The sequence below is a fragment of the Oceanicoccus sagamiensis genome, assembly GCF_002117105.1.
GTDB classification, from domain to species: Bacteria; Pseudomonadota; Gammaproteobacteria; order Pseudomonadales; family Dasaniaceae; genus Oceanicoccus; species Oceanicoccus sagamiensis.
On the sequence record NZ_CP019343.1, the window covers coordinates 2,215,653 to 2,236,264 of the forward strand.

The following is a 20,612-nucleotide window of genomic DNA, read 5'->3' on the forward strand; positions in this document are numbered from 1 at the left end:
TTGATGCTGGCGTAGCTCAGTTGGTAGAGCAGCTGACTTGTAATCAGCCGGTCGGGGGTTCGACTCCTCTCGCCAGCTCCAATTTTCCTTTAAAATACGAGGACTTAGAGGTACAGCTATTCAGGCTGCTCTAGGTGAAGGTTGATATGGATTTCTCTCTGGCATTGTTTGGAGAGATATAATCCGCTCCCTGTGGTGGGGTTCCCGAGTGGCTAAAGGGATCAGACTGTAAATCTGACGCGCAAGCTTCGGTGGTTCGAATCCACCCCCCACCACCATTTATTCGTTGTAATAAATGGCTGTTAAGCGGGAATTTTAAGCGGGTATAGTTCAGTGGTAGAACGTCAGCCTTCCAAGCTGAATATGCGGGTTCGATTCCCGCTACCCGCTCCATGTTTTGGTTGGCAACTCTTTGGATGTTTGCGCTGAGCTTGGTTTAGTGTGCTCATATAGCTCAGTCGGTAGAGCACTTCCTTGGTAAGGAAGAGGTCACCGGTTCAAATCCGGTTATGAGCTCCATATTTTTGATGGTTCTTTAATGTTAATTGAATGAGCTATCCGTGACGCCTTAGATAGGTTGGTCACACAGTTTTTAGAGGTTTGACATCGGTGGGCGGTTTATTGGGTCTCCGGTGGTTACAGGCCAGTGGCTCAATTGGTAGAGCACCGGTCTCCAAAACCGGTGGTTGGGGGTTCGAGTCCCTCCTGGCCTGCCATTATATCAAAGCACTTCTTCGCATAGTGGCGAAGCGGTGCTTTACGCCTGTTATTTTAAAGAAAGAAAAGACACCGATTTGCTGGTGTTGATAGTGAGATGGAAGTTTTATGAACGCAAGTGCGGAATCTCAAAGCAGTAGCTTGGACGGCCTTAAGTGGCTGGTCGTAGTTGCGCTTCTTGCTGCTGGTATTGGTGGCAATGTTTATTACGATGATCAGTCTCTTCTATATAGAGTTGTGGGTCTGGTTGTTATTGCTGTCGCTGCTGCCTTTGTTGCGGTGCAGACGGTACAGGGTGCAGCGTTTTGGAAGCTGGCGAAAGAAGCCAGAACAGAAATACGTAAAGTGGTTTGGCCAACGCGCCAGGAAACCACGCAGACCACACTGATTGTTGTGGCGTTTGTATTTGTGATGGCGCTGATCCTTTGGGGTTTGGATACTCTGTTGGGTTGGTTAGTTTCTCTGGCAATAGGTTAGGGGTGATAAATGTCTAAGCGTTGGTATGTGGTTCACGCCTACTCAGGTTATGAAAAGAAAGTAGCAAACGCCCTGAAAGAGCGTATTGAGCTGCACAAGATGGAAGATAAGTTCGGTGAGGTGTTGGTGCCTACCGAAGAAGTGATTGAAATGCGCGGCGGCCAAAAGCGTCGCAGTGAGCGCAAGTTCTTTCCCGGCTATGTATTGGTTGAGATGGACTTGGGTGATGATACTTGGCACTTGGTTAAAGAAACGCCTCGTGTTATGGGTTTTATTGGCGGTAAGGCAGATAAGCCTGCACCCATTACTGAGGCTGAAGCTAACGCTATTCTTCAGCGTGTAGAAAGTGGCGAAGCGCCCAAGCCCAAAACCTTGTTTGAGCCAGGTGAAATGGTTCGTGTTGTTGATGGTCCGTTTAATGACTTTAATGGCGTGGTTGAAGAAGTAAATTATGAGAAGAGCAAGCTGCATGTAGCGGTGTTGATCTTCGGTCGTTCAACTCCGGTTGAGTTGGATTTTGGTCAGGTAGAAAAAACGTAAGAGACGTAAGAATTTTTAAATGGCATCTGGTTAAACAGGTGCTTAAACCGGGGAGCCGGAGATCAATCAAAAACATTTATGTTTGAGGTTGTGAGGCGCTACTACCCAAAGGAGAAGTGAAATGGCTAAAAAAGTCGAAGCTTATATCAAGCTGCAAGTGCCTGCTGGTCAGGCCAATCCAAGTCCACCAGTGGGTCCTGCTCTAGGTCAGCACGGTGTGAATATCATGGAATTCTGTAAAGCGTTTAACGCCGCTACCCAAGGTGTTGAGCCAGGTCTTCCTGTTCCTGTTGTGATCAGTGTTTATAGTGATCGCAGTTTTACCTACATCACCAAAACTCCACCAGCTTCAATTCTGTTGAAGAAGGCTGCGGGTATTAAGAGTGGTTCCGGTACTCCTAATACTAAGAAAGTCGGTAAAGTGACTCGTGCGCAGTTAGAAGAAATTGCCACCACTAAAATGCCTGACTTAACGGCTGCTGATATGGATGCAGCGGTTCGCACAATTGCTGGTAGCGCTCGCGCCGCCGGTATCGAGACTGAGGGTGTGGTGTAATGACTAAGCTATCAAAACGCCAAAAGGCGATTAATGAAAAAGTTGAAGCTGGCAAGCTGTATCCGATTGAAGATGCTGTTGCGCTGCTTAAAGAAGTCTCTACCGTTAAGTACACAGAGACTGTTGATATTGCTGTCAATCTAGGTGTTGATGCCAAGAAATCTGATCAGGTTGTTCGTGGTGCGACTACTTTACCTCACGGTACGGGTAGTGAAGTACGTGTTGCTGTTTTTGCTCAAGGCGCTAACGCCGAGAAGGCAACAGCTGCTGGTGCAGATATTGTTGGTATGGACGATCTTGCCGAGCAGGTTAAAGCCGGTAATCTGGATTTTGACGTGGTTATTGCTGAGCCAGCCGCTATGCGTGTTGTTGGTCAGTTGGGTACTGTTTTAGGTCCACGCGGCTTAATGCCTAACCCTAAAACTGGCACCGTTACTCCTGATGTAGAAACAGCGGTAAACAATGCTAAAGCCGGTCAGGTTCGTTACCGTATCGACAAGAACGGTATTATCCACGGCGCTATCGGCAAGATCTCTTTTGATGCCAATGCCATCAAAGAAAATCTTGAAGCGCTGGTTGCTGATTTGCAAAAAGGCAAGCCTTCTTCTGCCAAGGGTGTATACCTGAAGAAGATGACCCTATCTACCACGATGGGCCCTGGTTTGTTATTAGATCAATCTTCTTTAGAGCTTAAGTAAGACTCTAAAGAGGTTAAAAGAACTTTGTGGTCTGTCCCCTCCCTTGATGTTGAAGGTAGAAGGCAGGCCGTCAAAGACCGTAGGTGTTATAGGTTTCTGTTCCGTTGTATTGATTAGAAATCTGGCTTAATGAGGCGAAAGCCAAACCTACGCAGACGGTGAATTGTTAAGTATTTGACGACCACCGAAACAACTTGCCAAAAACAGCTCTGCTGCTTTTGGCAAAAAACTGAAACGATAAGCGCGGTAAGTTTAGTGCTTATTATATTGGAGAAAGATTGTGGCAATAGGACTCGAAGACAAAAAAGCGATTGTCGCTGAAGTCCAGCAAGTTGCTCAAAGTGCATTATCTGCAGTAGTCGCCGACTCACGTGGCGTTTCTGTTGTCGATATGACTGCACTGCGTAAAGAGGCTCGTGAAGCTGGCGTGTATATGCGCGTCGTACGTAACACGTTGGCCAAACGCGCTGTTGAAGGTACGGACTATGAGTGTCTTGTTGATACTTTTGTCGGCCCAACTCTAATTGCATTTTCTAACGAACACCCAGGTGCTGGTGCACGCATCCTGAAGGCGTTCGCAAAAGACAATGACAAGCTAGAGCTTAAGGCTGCTGCCTTTGAAGGTGAGGTGACTGATATCGCTATGTTGGCAACACTGCCTACATACGACGAAGCGATCGCCAAGCTGATGAGCGTGATGAAAGAAGCATCTGCTGGAAAATTGGTTCGCACTCTTGCGGCCCTTCGCGACCAGAAAGAATCGGAAGCTGCATAAGTCATTTCTTGCCTTTTTGCCTCTTTATAGAGGTAGGGGGAAGAAAAACTTATCTGCTTTTATTGAATTTACCGAGTGTTGTTATTAGGGCACTCAAAGATATAGGAACTGAATCATGTCTTTATCTCAAGAAGATATCATCAATGCAGTTGCTGAAATGTCAGTTAAAGATGTTGTTGAACTGATCGAAGCAATGGAAGAAAAATTTGGCGTATCGGCCGCTGCTGCTGTAGCTGCTGGTCCTGCTGGCGGCGACGCTGGCGGTGCTGCTGAAGAGAAAACTGAGTTTGACGTTGTTCTTACTGCCGCTGGCGATAAGAAAGTTAACGTTATCAAAGCGGTTCGTGCCATCACTGGCCTTGGTCTGAAAGAAGCCAAAGGTATGGTTGACGGCGCTCCTTCAACTGTTAAAGAAGCGGCTTCGAAAGAAGATGCTGAAGAAGCAGTTAAGGCGCTTGAAGAAGCTGGTGCATCTGCCGAGCTTAAGTAAGCTGGTAGTTGTTAAGCACTTCCATAGAGCGGCTACTGGCTTTTTAGTTGCCGCTTAAAAGAAGTGTAGGGCTGACGGAAATATCCTGAAAATTCAGGATTTTAACCGTCGGCCTTTTTCTGTTTATAGGTTTTCTGCACAAACATGAGTTTGTAGATAGAGGACCGACTTGGATTAAATAGTGTCCGTCAATGAGTTTGCCGGAGCTGTTTATCAAGGAAACCTGATTTCAGGATTGTGATGAGCCGTTGTCGCGCATGTTGCGGATGACGATCAGAAACGAAAGCTGGGGAGCGCTAATGGCCTACTCTTATACAGAGAAAAAACGTATCCGTAAGGATTTCGGCAAGATGTCCCATGTAATGGATGTGCCGTATCTTTTGGCGATACAGTTGGATTCGTACAAAAAATTCACTCAAGAAGACTCTAGTCAGGGTAATCGAGCCGAGATGGGCTTGCACGCTGCGTTTAAGTCAGTCTTCCCGATTGTTAGCTATTCTGGCAGTGCGGCACTTGAGTATGTTGATTATGCGCTGGGTGCGCCGGCCTTTGATGTGGCCGAGTGTCAGTTGCGTGGTGTTACCTTTGCAGTTCCCCTGCGGGTTAAAGTGCGGTTGATTATTTATGATAAGGAATCAGCCAGCAAAACTATTAAAGATATTAAAGAACAAGAAGTCTATATGGGTGAAATCCCATTAATGACTGAGAATGGTACCTTCGTTATCAATGGTACTGAGCGTGTTATCGTTTCTCAGTTACACCGTTCACCGGGTGTATTCTTTGATCATGACAAGGGCAAAACTCACTCTTCCGGTAAGCTGTTGTATTCAGCGCGGGTGATTCCTTACCGTGGTTCATGGTTGGACTTCGAGTTTGATCCAAAAGATATGGTTTACGTACGTATTGATCGTCGTCGTAAACTACCAGCGACTATTCTGCTGCGTTCATTAGGTTACAGTTCAGAAGAAATTCTGGATATGTTCTATGACGTTGACGAATTTACCGTTGATAAAGATGGCAACTACAAGATGACGTTGATCCCCGAGCGTCTACGTGGTGAGGTTGCCTCTTTTGATATTACCGGCAAAGGCGGTAGTGTGATCGTTGAGTCTGGCCGTCGTATTACAGCACGTAATATTCGCCAGATCGAAAAAGAAAAACTGAAAGCTCTTCAGGTTCCTGAAGAGTATGTGGTTGGTCGTTCTTTGGCGAAAAATGTTGTCGATGAAAAGACCGGCGAAGTGATTGTTGAATGCAATACCGAGCTGACTGAAGAAGTATTGGCGCAGTTGGCCGAAGCCGGTGTTAAGGCGATTGAGACAATCTACACTAACGAACTGGATTGCGGTCCATTTATTAGTGACACCCTGCGTATCGATCCTTCTCGTAATGAGCTGGAAGCGCTGGTAGAAATCTACCGCATGATGCGTCCTGGTGAGCCGCCAACTAAAGAGTCTGCTGAGAACTTATTCCAGAACCTGTTCTTCTCTCCAGAGCGTTATGACTTGTCGACTGTTGGTCGGATGAAGTTTAACCGTCGCCTGGGTCGTGAAGAGGTTACTGGCGAAGGTATCCTGAGCAATGACGATATCGTTGCTGTACTAAAAACCTTGGTAGATATTCGCAATGGTAAAGGCGTGGTTGATGATATCGATCACCTCGGTAACCGTCGTGTACGTTCTGTTGGCGAAATGGCAGAAAACCAATTCCGTGTTGGTCTGGTTCGTGTTGAGCGTGCGGTTAAAGAGCGCCTATCCATGGCCGAGTCTGAAGGCTTAATGCCTCAGGATATGATCAATGCCAAGCCAGTGGCTGCTGCTGTTAAAGAGTTCTTTGGCTCTTCACAGCTGTCCCAGTTTATGGATCAGAACAACCCATTGTCAGAAGTGACGCACAAGCGTCGTGTTTCTGCATTAGGGCCAGGTGGTCTGACCCGTGAGCGCGCTGGTTTTGAGGTGCGAGATGTACACCCGACCCACTATGGTCGTGTCTGTCCTATCGAAACACCTGAAGGTCCAAATATCGGTTTGATCAACTCATTGGCAACCTATGCCCGCACCAACGACTATGGTTTCCTGGAGAGCCCATACCGTAAAGTGGTTAAAGGTGTTGCGACTGAAGAGATCGAATACTTGTCTGCCATCAACGAAGCTGAGTACATCATTGCACAAGCTTCTGCGACGCTGGATAAAAAGAACAAATTAGTCGATGAGCTGGTAGCGGTTCGTCACTTAAACGAGTTTACCGTTAAGGCTCCGGATGAAGTTCAGTATATGGACGTTTCTCCGAAGCAGGTGGTTTCAGTTGCCGCGGCATTGATTCCGTTCCTTGAGCACGATGATGCGAACCGTGCATTAATGGGATCGAACATGCAGCGTCAGGCTGTACCTACGCTAAAAGCTGATAAGCCATTAGTGGGTACAGGTATTGAGCGCTATGTAGCTGCGGACTCCGGTGTTTGTGAAGTTGCGCGCCGCGGCGGTGTCGTCGATAGTATCGACTCTGGTCGTATCGTTGTACGTGTTAACGACACCGAAGTAGAAGCAGGCCAGCCGCCGGTTGATATTTATAACCTGACTAAATACACCCGTTCTAACCAGAACACTTGTATTAACCAGCGTCCTATCGTTACCGAAGGCGATATTATTCAGCGTGGCGACATCTTGGCTGATGGTCCATCTATCGATTTAGGTGAGTTGGCACTGGGTCAGAATATGCGTATCGCATTTATGCCCTGGAATGGTTACAACTTTGAGGATTCGATCCTTGTTTCTGAACGTGTCGTTAAAGAAGATCGTTTTACTACGATCCACATTCAGGAATTAACCTGTATTGCCCGTGATACCAAGCTGGGTTCAGAGGAAGTAACTTCTGATATTCCCAACGTTGGCGAAGGCGCATTAGGTAAACTGGATGAGTCCGGTATTGTTTATATCGGTGCCGAAGTTGGCGCTGGTGATATTCTGGTCGGTAAGGTAACGCCTAAAGGTGAAACCCAGCTAACGCCAGAAGAAAAACTACTACGTGCTATTTTCGGTGAGAAAGCCTCTGACGTTAAAGATACCTCTTTGCGTGTACCTTCAAGTGTTAAAGGTACCGTTATTGATGTGCAGGTTTTCACCCGCGACGGTCTTGAGAAAGATACTCGCGCTAAAGAAATCGAAAAATCACAGCTTGATGAATACCGCAAAGACCTTAACGAAGAGCTTCGTATCTTTGAAGGTGCAACCTTCGCGTTATTGCGCAAATCATTAAGTGGCCAGAAAATCGTTGGCGGTGCAGACCTTAAGAAAGGTACTGTAATGGACGACGACGCTTTGGATGCCTTAGAGAAAGACCAGTGGTTCAAACTGCGTTTCTCTGATGATGCCCTTAATGCCCAGCTAGAATCTGCTGAAACCCAGTTGGCTGAACAGCGTGTTGCGTTGGAAGAGCGTTTTGAAGATAAGAAGCGCAAACTAACCAGCGGTGATGATTTGGCACCGGGTGTACTGAAGATTGTTAAGGTTTATCTGGCGATCAAACGTCGTATTCAGCCTGGCGATAAAATGGCGGGACGTCACGGTAACAAGGGTGTTATTTCGGTCATTATGCCAGTAGAAGATATGCCTTATAACGAGAAAGGTGAGCCGGTTGATATCGTGCTTAACCCGCTCGGTGTACCGTCGCGAATGAACGTTGGTCAGATTCTTGAAACTCACCTTGGCCTGGCGGCTAAAGGTTTGGGTGAAAAGATTGATGTGATGCTTGAAGAGCAGCGCAAGATTGCTGAGCTGCGTAAATTTCTCGACGAAATTTACAATGGTGATGGCGGCCGTAAAGAAGATCTGAAGTCATTTACCGATGAAGAAATCATCGAAATGGCCGGCAATCTTCGCGGTGGTGTGCCAATGGCAACGCAGGTATTTGACGGTGCTTCTGAAGCCGAAGTTAAAAACCTGTTGAGACTGGCAGACTTGCCTGACAGTGGTCAGATGCAGTTATACGATGGTCGTACAGGTGAAGCCTTCGACCGTGAAACAACTGTTGGCTATATGTATATGTTAAAACTGAACCACTTGGTAGACGACAAAATGCACGCTCGTTCTACAGGTTCGTACAGTCTTGTTACGCAACAGCCGCTGGGTGGTAAAGCTCAGTTTGGTGGTCAGCGTTTCGGTGAGATGGAAGTGTGGGCACTTGAAGCATACGGTGCTGCTTATACCTTGCAGGAAATGCTAACGGTTAAGTCGGATGACGTGGCCGGTCGTACTAAGATGTACAAAAATATCGTTGATGGTGACCAGCGCATGGAGCCTGGTATGCCAGAGTCTTTCAACGTATTGCTTAAAGAGATTCGGTCTCTTGGTATCAATATGGAGTTGGACACTGAGTAAGCGAGCAATCGCATATCAGATGTAACGTAACCATCAACAATCGATTATGTGGAGCTCTTAAAGAGCTCCTTCATAGCGGAGAAACGGCGTGAAAGATTTATTAAATTTACTCAAGCAAGGTCAAAACGAAGAGTTTGATTCTATCCGGATTGGTTTGGCCTCTCCTGAGATGATTCGCTCATGGTCTTACGGTGAAGTGAAAAAGCCTGAGACGATTAACTACCGTACCTTTAAGCCCGAGCGTGACGGTCTTTTCTGTGCCAAGATTTTTGGACCAGTAAAAGATTACGAATGTCTCTGTGGCAAATACAAACGCCTAAAGCATCGCGGTGTTATCTGTGAGAAGTGTGGCGTTGAAGTGGCACTGGCGAAAGTTCGTCGTGACCGTATGGGTCATATCGAATTGGCTAGCCCTGTTGCACATATCTGGTTTTTGAAATCATTACCAAGCCGTATCGGTTTGCTATTGGATATGACGCTGCGTGATATTGAGCGTATCTTATATTTTGAATCGTATGTTGTTATCGATCCAGGCATGACCACGCTTGAAAAAGGTCAGATGCTAACGGACGAGCAATACTACGAGTCAATGGAAGAGTTCGGTGACGAATTTGAAGCGATGATGGGTGCAGAAGCGGTTCAGCGCTTAATGCAAGATATCGATATCGACCAAGAAGTCGAGACATTGCATGAAGAAATTCCAGCAACGAATTCTGAAACTAAAATCAAAAAATTATCCAAGCGTTTGAAGTTGTTAGAAGCCCTACAGTCTTCTGGCAACAAAGCTGAGTGGATGATTCTTAACGCATTGCCAGTACTACCACCGGATCTTCGTCCGTTAGTACCTCTGGACGGCGGTCGTTTTGCGACGTCCGATTTGAACGATTTATACCGTCGCGTTATCAACCGTAACAACCGTCTTAAGCGTCTATTAGACCTTAATGCTCCTGATATCATCGTACGTAACGAAAAGCGTATGTTGCAGGAATCTGTTGATGCACTATTAGATAACGGTCGTCGCGGTCGTGCGATTACTGGTTCTAACAAGCGCCCGCTAAAATCTTTGGCTGATATGATCAAAGGTAAGCAGGGTCGTTTCCGTCAGAACCTTCTTGGTAAGCGTGTTGATTACTCTGGCCGTTCCGTAATTGTTGTTGGTCCTACTCTTAAGTTGCACCAGTGTGGTCTGCCTAAGAAAATGGCGCTGGAATTATTTAAGCCTTTCATTTTCGGTAAATTAGAAGCCCGTGGTTTAGCGACTACGATTAAAGCGGCTAAGAAAATGGTTGAGCGTGAGCCGCCAGAAGTTTGGGATATTCTTGCAGAAGTTATCCGTGAACATCCTGTTATGCTTAACCGTGCACCAACACTTCACCGTTTGGGTATCCAGGCCTTTGAACCGGTACTGATCGAAGGTAAAGCGATTCAGCTACACCCGCTGGTATGTGCGGCTTATAACGCTGACTTTGATGGTGACCAAATGGCGGTACACGTACCGTTGACTATCGAAGCGCAGCTTGAAGCTCGTGCCTTGATGATGTCTACCAACAACATTCTTTCTCCAGCGAACGGTGAGCCGATTATCGTTCCTTCGCAGGATGTTGTATTGGGTCTGTACTGGTTAACCCGAGCTCGTGTTAATGCTGAAGGCGAGGGCATGGTGTTCTCGGACCCTGAAGAAGTGCATCGCGCTTACAATACCCGCAAGGCTCATTTGCAGGCACGTATTAAGTGTCGTATCACCGAAGTCTTGTTCGATGAAGAAACGGGTGAGCGCAACGAAGAAACCAAAATTGTTGAGACTACTGTTGGTCGTGTGCTGTTATGGCAGATCATTCCAGAAGGTCTTCCCTTTGAGTTGGTTAACAACCCAATGGTTAAAAAGGCCATCTCTAAAGTTTTGAACGAGTGCTACCGTAAGGTCGGTTTGAAAGCGACCGTTATTGTTGCTGACCAACTAATGTATGCCGGTTTTGCTTACTCAACTCGTTCTGGTGCTTCAATCGGTATTAACGATTTTGCTATCCCTGAAGAAAAAGCCCAGATTATCGGCAGCGCCGAAGAAGAAGTTCGTGAAATCGAATCTCAGTACGCTTCCGGTCTGGTAACACAGGGTGAGAAATACAATAAGGTTATCGATATCTGGTCACGTGCCAACGATATGGTTTCCAAGTCGATGATGGACGGTATCTCGAAAGAGACTGTGACCAACCGCGACGGTGAAGATGAGCAGCAGGATTCATTTAACTCTGTTTATATCTACGCCGACTCCGGTGCTCGTGGTAGCCCAGCCCAGATTCGTCAGTTGGCCGGTATGCGTGGTCTGATGGCCAAGCCAGATGGCTCGATTATCGAAACGCCGATTACGGCAAACTTCCGTGAAGGTCTAAGTATTCTTCAGTACTTTATTTCGACTCACGGTGCTCGTAAAGGTTTGGCGGATACCGCACTGAAAACAGCTAACTCGGGTTACCTGACTCGTCGTCTGGTTGATGTTGCTCAGGATCTGGTTGTTACTGAGCAGGATTGTGACACCCACGAAGGTCTATTAATGGCGCCGGTTATTGAGGGTGGCGATATTATCGAAACTCTGGGTGATCGTGTGCTTGGTCGTGTCGTTGCAGAGGATGTCCTAAAGCCAGGTACGGATGACGTTATCTTTGCCCGCGGCACATTGCTCGACGAGAAAGGTGTTATCGAATTAGAAAGCCACAGTATCGATGAAGTGAAAGTTCGTTCACCGATTACCTGTGAAACTCGCCACGGTCTATGTTCTACCTGTTACGGTCGTGACCTGGCTCGTGGTCATCAGATCAATGTTGGTGAGGCGGTTGGTGTTATCGCTGCTCAATCCATTGGTGAGCCCGGTACTCAGTTAACCATGCGTACCTTCCACATTGGTGGTGCGGCATCGCGGGCAACTGCGGTTGATAGTATCCAGGTTAAGCAGGAAGGTACGATCCGTTTACACAATGTTAAGTTGGCTGAAAAGTCAGACGGTACTTTTGTTGCGGTAAGTCGTTCCGGTGAATTAGCGGTTGCTGACCACAGTGGTCGTGAGCGTGAGCGTTATAAGCTGCCATACGGTGCCGTGATTAAAGTGGCCGATGGTACTGATGTTGCCGCTGGCGATGTCGTTACCACTTGGGATCCACACACCCACCCCATCATTACTGAAGTGGCTGGTAAAGTTAAGTTCAGTGGTATGGAAGAAGGCATTACCGTTAACCACCAGACTGATGAATTAACCGGTCTAAGCTCTATCTCGGTTATCGATCCTGCTGAGCGCCAAACGGCTGGTAAAGATATCCGTCCTGCGGTAACTCTGGTTGATGCAAAAGGTAAAGAACTGTGTCTGGCCGGTACTTCAGTACCTGCACACTACTTCCTGCCTGCAAACGCCATGGTTGGTTTAACCGATGGTGAAGATATCGGTGTTGGTGATGTTATCGCCCGTATCCCACAGGAGAGTTCAAAAACTCGTGATATTACCGGTGGTCTGCCACGTGTTGCTGACCTGTTCGAAGCCCGTAAGCCGAAAGAGCCTGCCATTCTTGCAGAAATCTCCGGTACGGTTTCATTCGGTAAAGAAACCAAAGGTAAGCGTCGTCTGGTAATTACACCAACGGATGGCTCTACTTATAAAGGTTCTGATCACTACGAATCACTGATCCACAAATGGCGTACATTAAGCGTGTTTGAGGGTGAGAACGTAGAGAAGGGTGAAGTTGTTTCTGAGGGCCCACCAAGCCCGCACGATATCCTGCGTTTGAAGGGTGTTGCGGAGCTGGCCAAGTACATCAGCAACGAAATCCAGGACGTATATCGTCTACAGGGTGTTGGTATCAACGATAAGCACATCGAGGTTATTTGCCGTCAGATGCTGCGTAAAGTTGAAATCACCGCTTCTGGTGATTCAGCCTTGATCAAGGGTGAGCAGGTGCAATTTACCCGCGTCCTTGAAGAAAATGAGCGTCTGGAAGCGGAAGGTAAAGTACCGGCCACTTACGAGCGTCTATTACTGGGTATTACCAAGGCCTCTCTGGCAACTGAGTCGTTTATCTCGGCTGCATCGTTCCAGGAGACCACCCGTGTACTAACCGAGGCTGCCGTTACCGGTAAGCGCGATTATCTACGTGGCTTGAAAGAAAACGTTGTTGTGGGTCGCTTGATCCCTGCGGGTACTGGCCTGGCATACCATGCCGAGCGTAAGCGCCGTAAGGATGAAGAGCTGACAGCTAGTGAAGAAATGGTAGTAAGTGCAGCTGATATCGAGGCGGCATTGACTGAAGCATTGAAGGATGAGGGCTAAATAGCCCTCAAACTGGCTTCCAAACAGCTGGATATTACCCATATCCAGCTATTGACTAGGGTGGGGCGCATCTATAGTATTCGCGCTCTGCTTTTTAACAGAGATGATTTGGCGCTGCCAAACCCTCTCTTGCCGCTGCAGGCGCCATGGCATATCAGCAATAGCGCTCTAAGTGGTTGAAAGTAGTAGTTTTATTTATTTAATTTGGAGTTTGTTTAATGGCAACGATCAACCAGTTGGTTCGTAAGCCGAGAAAACGTAAGGTTCAAAAAAGCGACGTTCCTGCTTTGCAGGCTTGTCCGCAGCGCCGTGGTGTATGTACTCGTGTGTATACCACTACGCCTAAGAAACCAAACTCTGCATTGCGTAAAGTATGTCGTGTACGTTTGACCAACGGTTATGAAGTAACTTCATATATCGGTGGTGAAGGTCACAACCTGCAAGAGCACAGTGTAGTTTTGATTCGCGGTGGTCGTGTTAAGGATCTGCCTGGTGTGCGTTATCACACCGTTCGTGGCAGTTTGGATACCTCTGGAGTGGCTGACCGTAGGCAAGGCCGTTCTAAATATGGTGCCAAGCGTCCTAAGTGATCCTGAATGGGAGAAGGTGTAGTCCTTCTCCACTACGTAGTATCGGTTAAGAAAGAAAGTAGTAACGGTTAAGTGCATGCACTGAATCGTAAAAATCAACCTTAGTAAGGCCAAACCCCTGCTAACCCACTCGCCCATCCTCGGGCAACTGGCAAAACAGTGTTTGGATAACCTGAAGAAAAGGGCTAATACAATGCCAAGAAGAAGAGTCGTCGCTAAACGCGAGATTTTGCCTGATCCAAAATTCGGCAATCTTACGTTAGCTAAGTTTATGAACCACGTAATGATCAGTGGTAAAAAATCAGTGGCTGAAAGCATCGTTTATGGTGCCCTGGATATCGTCCAGGAGAAACTGAATAAAGATCCTATTGAAGCTTTTGACGAAGCGCTGGAAAACATTGCACCGATGGTCGAGGTTAAATCTCGCCGCGTTGGTGGTGCAACTTACCAGGTACCTGTTGAAGTACGTCCATCTCGTCGCGCGGCACTAGCCATGCGTTGGTTGGTAGAGTACTCACGTGGCCGTGGTGAGAAGTCTATGCGTCAGCGTCTAGCCGGTGAAATTGTTGACGCATCACAGGGCAAAGGCTCTGCGGTTAAAAAGCGTGAAGACGTGCATCGCATGGCTGAAGCGAACAAAGCGTTCTCTCACTACCGTTTCTAATACAAAAAACCTGGTGCAGTATTTTGTATCAGGTTTTTGTTGGAAAGGTTCGAGTGCGTTTTTAATTTTATTTTTTCTCTATCGGAGTTCACACAGTGGCACGTAAAACGCCTATAGCCCGTTACCGCAATATCGGTATCTGTGCTCACGTAGACGCGGGTAAAACCACGACTACGGAACGCGTATTGTTCTACACCGGTCTTTCTCACAAGATCGGTGAAGTGCATGACGGCGCTGCGACTATGGACTGGATGGAGCAGGAACAAGAGCGGGGTATTACCATTACCTCCGCAGCTACCACTTGTTTCTGGGCTGGTATGCAGCAGCAGTTTGATCAACACCGTATCAATATTATCGATACACCGGGGCACGTTGACTTCACAATCGAAGTTGAGCGTTCACTGCGAGTATTAGATGGTGCGGTCGTTGTGCTTTGTGGTTCGTCAGGTGTACAACCACAAACCGAAACTGTGTGGCGTCAGGCTAACAAATATGAAGTGCCGCGCATGGTATTCGTCAATAAGATGGACCGTGCCGGCGCCGACTTCCATATGGTGGTTGATCAATTAGGTGAGCGCCTTGGTGCTAACGCCGTTCCACTTCAGATGACGATTGGTGCTGAAGATGAGTTTAAAGGCGTTGTTGACCTGGTTAAAATGAAAGCCATTTTATGGAATGAAGACGATCAGGGTATGACCTTTGATTACGCCGATATTCCAGCGGATCTTCAAGATCGCTGTGAAGAAATGCGTGAATATATGATCGAGTCAGCGGCGGAAGCCAACGATGAGTTGATGGAAAAATACCTTGAAGAAGGTGATTTATCGGAAGAAGAGATTATTGCCGGTATCCGCCAACGTACATTGGCTAATGAAATCGTTCCTGTATTGGGCGGTTCGGCCTTTAAGAACAAAGGCGTACAAGCCATGCTTGATGCCGTCATCCAGTATATGCCGTCGCCGGAAGAAGTGAAGGCGATTGAAGGTACACTGGATGATAAAGAAGAAACTGTAGCCACCCGTGAAGCGGATGATGAAGCCCCCTTTGCCGCGTTGGCTTTTAAAATTGCTACCGACCCTTTTGTGGGGACGCTAACGTTTTTCCGTGTTTACTCCGGGCGTTTAGAAAGTGGCACCGCCGTTTACAATTCGGTGAAACAGAAAAAAGAACGTGTTGGTCGTATGGTGCAAATGCACTCAAACGATAGACAAGAAATTAAAGAAGTATTAGCAGGTGATATTGCAGCGGCCATCGGCCTTAAAGATGTGACCACTGGTGATACTTTATGCTCCCCTGATGAAGTGATTGTGCTTGAGCGGATGGAATTCCCCGAGCCAGTTATCTCTGTAGCGGTTGAGCCAAAATCAAAACCCGATCAGGAAAAAATGGGTATTGCGCTCGGTAAGTTGGCGCAAGAAGATCCATCCTTCCGGGTTAAGACCGACGAAGAAACCGGGCAAACGATTATTTCAGGTATGGGTGAATTACACCTCGATATTCTGGTTGATCGTATGCGTCGTGAGTTTAGCGTTGAAGCGAATATTGGTAAGCCACAGGTTGCTTACCGTGAAGCGATTACCAACTCTTGCGACATTGAAGGCAAGTTTGTTCGCCAGTCTGGTGGTCGTGGTCAGTATGGTCATGTTTGGGTGAAGTTTGAGCCCGGCGAAGATGCCAATGCTGAAGGTTTAGAATTTGTAAATGAAATCGTTGGCGGTACTGTTCCTCGTGAATATATTCCTGCGGTTGAAAAAGGTATCTCAGAGCAGATGCAAAATGGTGTATTGGCGGGCTTCCCGTTATTAGGCCTGAAAGCAACGCTCTATGATGGATCTTTTCATGATGTGGATTCCAATGAGATGGCATTTAAAGTTGCAGCTTCAATGGCAACCAAAAAGCTGGCTCAAGAAGGTGGCGCTGAGCTGCTGGAACCGATGATGAAAGTAGAAGTGGTAACTCCTGAAGAAAACATGGGTGACGTGGTTGGTGATTTGAATCGTCGTCGCGGAATGATTTTAGGTATGGGCGACAGTGCTATGGGCAAGGTCGTTGATGCCGAGGTGCCACTAGGTGAAATGTTTGGTTACGCTACTGATTTGCGTTCAGCAACTCAGGGCCGCGCTACATTCACTATGGAGTTTGAGAAATATTCTCCGGCACCAAGCAATGTTGCGGAAGCAATCATTGCGAAAAATATGGGTTAAGTTTGGCGGTTTTGCTCAGTAAAGCTGTTAGGCGAAACATGGTTAACTTTAATTTTTTAAACAATTGACGAGGTAATTAGCTGTGGCTAAGGAAAAATTTGAACGCACCAAACCACACGTCAACGTTGGTACTATCGGACACGTTGACCATGGTAAAACTACTCTAACAGCGGCTTTGACTCGCGTAGCTTCCGAAGTATTCGGCGGTGAAGCGGTAGATTTCGCTAACATCGATAACGCTCCTGAAGAGCGCGAGCGTGGTATCACTATCGCAACGTCTCACGTTGAGTACGATACGCCAGATCGCCACTACGCCCACGTAGATTGCCCGGGACACGCGGATTACGTTAAAAACATGATCACAGGTGCTGCTCAGATGGACGGCGCTATCCTGGTATGTGGCGCGACTGACGGCCCAATGCCTCAGACTCGTGAGCACATCCTGCTGTCACGTCAGGTCGGTGTACCTTACGTTGTCGTATTCCTGAACAAAGCTGACCTGCTAGCTGAAGATTGCGGCGGTGCCGGTTCTGAAGAATACCTGGAAATGCTTGAGTTGGTAGAAATGGAGCTGCGTGAGCTTCTGGATACTTACGAATTCCCAGGCGATGACACGCCAATCATCCCAGGTTCTGCGTTAATGGCTCTAGAAGGCAAAGACGACAATGAACTGGGTACAACTGCGGTTAAGACACTGCTTGAGACTCTGGATTCTTATATCCCTGAGCCAGAGCGTGCGATCGATGGCGACTTCATTATGCCTATCGAAGACGTATTCTCAATCTCTGGTCGTGGTACGGTTGTTACCGGTCGTGTTGAGCGCGGCATCATCAACACTGGCGACGAAGTAGAAATCGTTGGTATCCGTGAAACACAGAGCACTACCTGTACGGGTGTTGAGATGTTCCGTAAGCTGCTTGACGAAGGTCGTGCGGGTGAGAACATCGGTGCACTACTGCGTGGTACCAAGCGTGAAGAAGTAGAGCGCGGTCAGGTTCTTTGTAAGCCGGGTTCAATCAAGCCACACACCAAGTTCGAAGCAGAAGTGTATGTGTTGGGTAAAGATGAAGGTGGTCGTCACACGCCATTCTTTAAAGGCTACCGTCCACAGTTCTACTTCCGTACGACTGATATCACCGGTGCTTGTGAATTGCCAGAAGGTACAGAAATGGTCATGCCAGGTGACAACGTACAGATGGTAGTTACCCTGATCAACCCAATCGCGATGGACGAAGGTTTACGCTTCGCTATCCGTGAAGGTGGTCGTACTGTTGGTGCGGGTGTTGTTGCCAAGATTATCGAATAAGTTCGAGTCTTGATGCTATACCAAAAGAGGCTGCCTTCGGGTGGCCTTTTTTATTGCCTTTTTGGCCATCTCCCCCTGTTACCCCCCCTTCTTTCTGTTAGCCCTCTATTTATCAATCAATATTCCCTATTAGGCAATTTTCCACCACCTGCTCTCGGGCGGTGTGAATTCTTGGCTAAACCCGATAGAATAGGGTTGTTATAGAGCTGGCTATATTGGATATGGCGGCCGATCTATAAGGTAGCCGTGATCAAGTTAATGATCAGTTAAATCAGTTGAATAGTGCTGGCTATTACCCAATTAATAATAAATGACGGAACCATTCAATGTCTGACGAATTCGACGCAAAAACCCAGATACGCGATGGCGAAGAGCCCGGCACAGCCAAGGATGCAGAAGCAGCCTTAGCTTCAGCGCCAACCAATATACGCTCCCATATTGAAGATGATGATTCAGATAAAACCGTTGTTATTGGCGGTGGTGTCAGCAGTAGCAGTGATGCTACGGTTGTATTGGGTGCTGGTGACGTACCTCAGAGTGGTGCGCCGACGCTGACATTGGGTAATACCAAGGTTATTAATGATCGCTTTGAGCTGCTTGATGTATTGGGTTCAGGCGGTATGGGTGTGGTATTCAAGGCCCTTGATCGACGTAAAGTTGAGGCCAAAGACCGTGACCCCTATGTGGCTATCAAGCTGCTAAATGATGATTTTAAAGTCCACCCTCATTCTGTTATCTCCTTACAGCGAGAAGCCCGGCGCTCTCAAAAACTGGCGCACCCCAATATTGTAAATGTCCATGATTTTGATCGCGATGGTGATCAGGTGTTTATGACCATGGAGTGTTTGCAGGGTAAGCCGCTGGATGAGTTGATTAAAGCCAATGGCAACAAGCCTCTGGAGATGGAAGCTGCTCATCGTATTGTGAAAGATATGACGGCTGCGATGATCCACGCACATAAAAACAATATAGCTCATTCGGATTTTAAGCCGGGCAATATTTTTGTGACCGATGCGGGGCAGGGCAAGGTTCTTGATTTTGGTATTGCCAGGGCGGTAACTTCGGGGCTGGGTGATGAGAAAAGTGGCAATGAAAATACCCTGTTTGACCCCGGCAGTCTGGGAGCCCTGACGCCCGCTTATGCCAGTAGGGAAATGCTAACCGGGCAGTTGCCCGAAATTGGTGATGATGTCTATGCCATGGGCTGTGTTGCCTACGAGCTATTTACCGGGCATCACCCGTTTAAAAAGAAAAATGCGGTCGACGCCAAAAAAGCAGGTATGCGGCCCGCAAGAATTAAGTCTCTCTCTGCAAGACAGTGGAAGGCGTTGCGCAAGGCGCTGGCCTTTAAGCGTGAAGACCGCTATGCCTCAGCAACCGATTTTTGGGAAGATTTTGATCGTCATGTCAGTCCTATCTGGTGGGTTGCAGCTCTGGTGGTAGTGATTGCTGGTGGCGCTGCCGTATGGTCAGTGGAGCAGCGCTCTCAGTTTGAGGCTGTTGATGAAGATGCTATTCGCCTGCAAGCCGATCAGGACAATGCCTATAGTAATTTGCAGGCATGGATTGCGCGGGAGCCTGTGAGTAGTGTTGAAGCGGATATACGTGCCGCTTATGAAACGTATCAGGGCATGGTAGGTGAGGCTGATGAAAAACTATTGGCCAGCAGAAAGACTATTGTTGACCTCTATATCAAGGAGGCAGGCAATTTAAGGCTGGAGAAAAAACTGGAGCTGGCTCAATCAACGCTTGCAGCTGCATTGACATGGGACGCGGATGCTGGGCAGAGAGAGGATTATTTATCGCTGAATGCCGGTATTGTGCAAGATATAGAGGCCGAGCGTCAGCGATTAATGGCTGAACAGAAAGAGCGAGAGCGGCAGGCAGAGTTGGCCCAGGCCCAGGCTGACAAGGCCGAGCGTGCCCGTCGCTTGCAGGAGCAACGGGCGGTTGCTGAGGCCGAAGCCAAGGCCCGCGAAGAAAGTTATCAACGCAGCTTGGCGGCGGTAGAGAGCGTTTTAAGTTGTCAGGCGTTTCCGGATTTTGATGCGTTAACTACCCAGCTGGATAATATGCGCACTCTGGACGAAGCTCGCTACCAGCAAAAAATGCCGGCTTTTAGTGAGCGTATGGCTATCTGTATCAAGCGTATAGGCAGTAGTAACCCGGTTGCAGGTAAAGCGGCACAAACATCGGCGCTGGCGGTATTTCCCAATAGCCCATTGCTAAAAGATATTGTGATTGACCCCTGTGCCAGTTCAAAGTTAGGGCCGGGTAGTGGCCGCCGCGATGGCAAGTTCTGCTACGACTCGCTGTCAGGCTCTGTAAACGGTCCCAAAATGGTTGTCGTTCCGGGTGTAGATGGTGGCGCCTCTTATGCGGTAGGTAAATATGAAGTAACGGCAAAAGATTTTGGTGCGTATTGTAAGGCTGGCAATGACTGTGCTGGTATCACCGATACCCAAAGTGATTTGCCGGTTAGGCAGCTATCTGTGGCGCAGGCCAATGCCTATGCGCAATGGTTAAGTAGTGAGTCGGGTTTTAGTTATCGTTTGCCCACTTATACTGAGTGGCTTAATGCGGCTGTCGCTACAGGCAGGAAAAAAAATCTGGACCCCAACTGCACGGTTAAACGAGTAAACGGCACTCGCGGTGGAGATGAGCTGCGGGTAGCGGGTGGAGCTTTTAATGATTGGGGGCTTTATAACGTGATTGGCAATGTGCAGGAGTGGGCTACCGACGGGGGATCTCTGTTGGCGGCTGGTGGTCAGCATACTGATCGTCTGGCAGACACGGCTTGCTCTGTAGAGGCTAAGGTAAGCCATAGCGGCAGCCCTGATAAAACAACAGGTTTTAGGTTGGTAAGAAAAATAGAACGCTAGTGTGAGTGTTCATCATAAAAATAAT

13 protein-coding genes and 5 tRNA genes are annotated in these 20,612 nt (G+C 47.7%); all 18 read left to right on the top strand.

Annotated features, from left to right (window positions below):
- Positions 1–5 precede the first annotated feature (5 nt).
- Positions 6–81 (top strand) — tRNA-Thr (locus BST96_RS10075).
- Positions 82–194: 113 nt separating this feature from the next.
- A tRNA-Tyr gene (locus BST96_RS10080) sits at positions 195–278 on the top strand.
- Positions 279–319: 41 nt separating this feature from the next.
- Positions 320–393 (top strand) — tRNA-Gly (locus BST96_RS10085).
- Positions 394–443: 50 nt separating this feature from the next.
- A tRNA-Thr gene (locus BST96_RS10090) sits at positions 444–519 on the top strand.
- A 121-nt stretch (positions 520–640) separates the two neighbouring features.
- Positions 641–716 (top strand) — tRNA-Trp (locus tag BST96_RS10095).
- 109 nt (positions 717–825) lie between these two features.
- Positions 826–1,194, top strand: coding sequence for a preprotein translocase subunit SecE (gene secE / locus BST96_RS10100; RefSeq protein WP_085758583.1), 369 nt, complete (start codon positions 826–828; stop codon positions 1,192–1,194).
- 9 nt (positions 1,195–1,203) lie between these two features.
- Entirely contained in the window at positions 1,204–1,734 is a 531-nt protein-coding gene (gene nusG, locus BST96_RS10105; RefSeq protein ID WP_085758584.1) for a transcription termination/antitermination protein NusG, read from the top strand.
- Positions 1,735–1,855: 121 nt separating this feature from the next.
- A complete protein-coding gene (rplK, locus tag BST96_RS10110) occupies positions 1,856–2,290 on the top strand; it encodes a 50S ribosomal protein L11 (RefSeq protein WP_085758585.1) in 435 nt (144 codons plus the stop codon).
- Positions 2,290–2,988 (top strand): 50S ribosomal protein L1, encoded by a 699-nt coding sequence (gene rplA, locus BST96_RS10115; RefSeq protein WP_085758586.1) that lies wholly within the window; start codon positions 2,290–2,292, stop codon positions 2,986–2,988. The genes rplK and rplA overlap by 1 nt, the downstream gene beginning before the upstream one ends.
- A gap of 280 nt (positions 2,989–3,268) precedes the next feature.
- Positions 3,269–3,763, top strand: coding sequence for a 50S ribosomal protein L10 (rplJ, locus tag BST96_RS10120; RefSeq protein WP_085758587.1), 495 nt, complete (start codon positions 3,269–3,271; stop codon positions 3,761–3,763).
- A 115-nt stretch (positions 3,764–3,878) separates the two neighbouring features.
- Positions 3,879–4,253 carry a 50S ribosomal protein L7/L12 gene (gene rplL, locus BST96_RS10125; protein WP_085758588.1) on the top strand — a complete coding sequence of 125 codons (375 nt, stop codon included), beginning with the start codon at positions 3,879–3,881 and terminating at the stop codon, positions 4,251–4,253.
- Between the two features lie 299 nt (positions 4,254–4,552).
- Positions 4,553–8,629 carry a DNA-directed RNA polymerase subunit beta gene (gene rpoB / locus BST96_RS10130; protein ID WP_085758589.1) on the top strand — a complete coding sequence of 1,359 codons (4,077 nt, stop codon included), beginning with the start codon at positions 4,553–4,555 and terminating at the stop codon, positions 8,627–8,629.
- Positions 8,630–8,717: 88 nt separating this feature from the next.
- Positions 8,718–12,941 carry a DNA-directed RNA polymerase subunit beta' gene (gene rpoC, locus BST96_RS10135; protein ID WP_085758590.1) on the top strand — a complete coding sequence of 1,408 codons (4,224 nt, stop codon included), beginning with the start codon at positions 8,718–8,720 and terminating at the stop codon, positions 12,939–12,941.
- A gap of 218 nt (positions 12,942–13,159) precedes the next feature.
- Entirely contained in the window at positions 13,160–13,531 is a 372-nt protein-coding gene (rpsL, locus tag BST96_RS10140; protein ID WP_085758591.1) for a 30S ribosomal protein S12, read from the top strand.
- 193 nt (positions 13,532–13,724) lie between these two features.
- Positions 13,725–14,195 (top strand): 30S ribosomal protein S7, encoded by a 471-nt coding sequence (rpsG, locus tag BST96_RS10145; RefSeq protein ID WP_085758592.1) that lies wholly within the window; start codon positions 13,725–13,727, stop codon positions 14,193–14,195.
- 95 nt (positions 14,196–14,290) lie between these two features.
- On the top strand, positions 14,291–16,399 hold the full coding sequence (fusA, locus tag BST96_RS10150) for an elongation factor G (protein ID WP_085758593.1): 2,109 nt from the start codon (positions 14,291–14,293) through the stop codon (positions 16,397–16,399).
- 82 nt (positions 16,400–16,481) lie between these two features.
- Entirely contained in the window at positions 16,482–17,705 is a 1,224-nt protein-coding gene (gene tuf / locus BST96_RS10155; protein ID WP_085757595.1) for an elongation factor Tu, read from the top strand.
- Between the two features lie 326 nt (positions 17,706–18,031).
- Positions 18,032–20,587, top strand: a complete 2,556-nt coding sequence (locus tag BST96_RS10160) for a protein kinase domain-containing protein (protein WP_085758594.1) — start codon at positions 18,032–18,034, stop codon at positions 20,585–20,587.
- Positions 20,588–20,612: the final 25 nt, after the last annotated feature.

Excerpts from the sequence above, each read along its gene's own strand:
- rpoB (WP_085758589.1), top strand. The coding sequence starts at position 4,553 with ATGGCCTACTCTTATACAGAGAAAAAACGTATCCGTAAGGATTTCGGC.
- BST96_RS10160 (WP_085758594.1), top strand. The coding sequence starts at position 18,032 with ATGTCTGACGAATTCGACGCAAAAACCCAGATACGCGATGGCGAAGAG.
- rplK (WP_085758585.1), top strand. The coding sequence starts at position 1,856 with ATGGCTAAAAAAGTCGAAGCTTATATCAAGCTGCAAGTGCCTGCTGGT.
- rplL (WP_085758588.1), top strand. The coding sequence starts at position 3,879 with ATGTCTTTATCTCAAGAAGATATCATCAATGCAGTTGCTGAAATGTCA.
- rpsG (WP_085758592.1), top strand. The coding sequence starts at position 13,725 with ATGCCAAGAAGAAGAGTCGTCGCTAAACGCGAGATTTTGCCTGATCCA.
- secE (WP_085758583.1), top strand. The coding sequence starts at position 826 with ATGAACGCAAGTGCGGAATCTCAAAGCAGTAGCTTGGACGGCCTTAAG.
- nusG (WP_085758584.1), top strand. The coding sequence starts at position 1,204 with ATGTCTAAGCGTTGGTATGTGGTTCACGCCTACTCAGGTTATGAAAAG.
- rpsL (WP_085758591.1), top strand. The coding sequence starts at position 13,160 with ATGGCAACGATCAACCAGTTGGTTCGTAAGCCGAGAAAACGTAAGGTT.
- rplA (WP_085758586.1), top strand. The coding sequence starts at position 2,290 with ATGACTAAGCTATCAAAACGCCAAAAGGCGATTAATGAAAAAGTTGAA.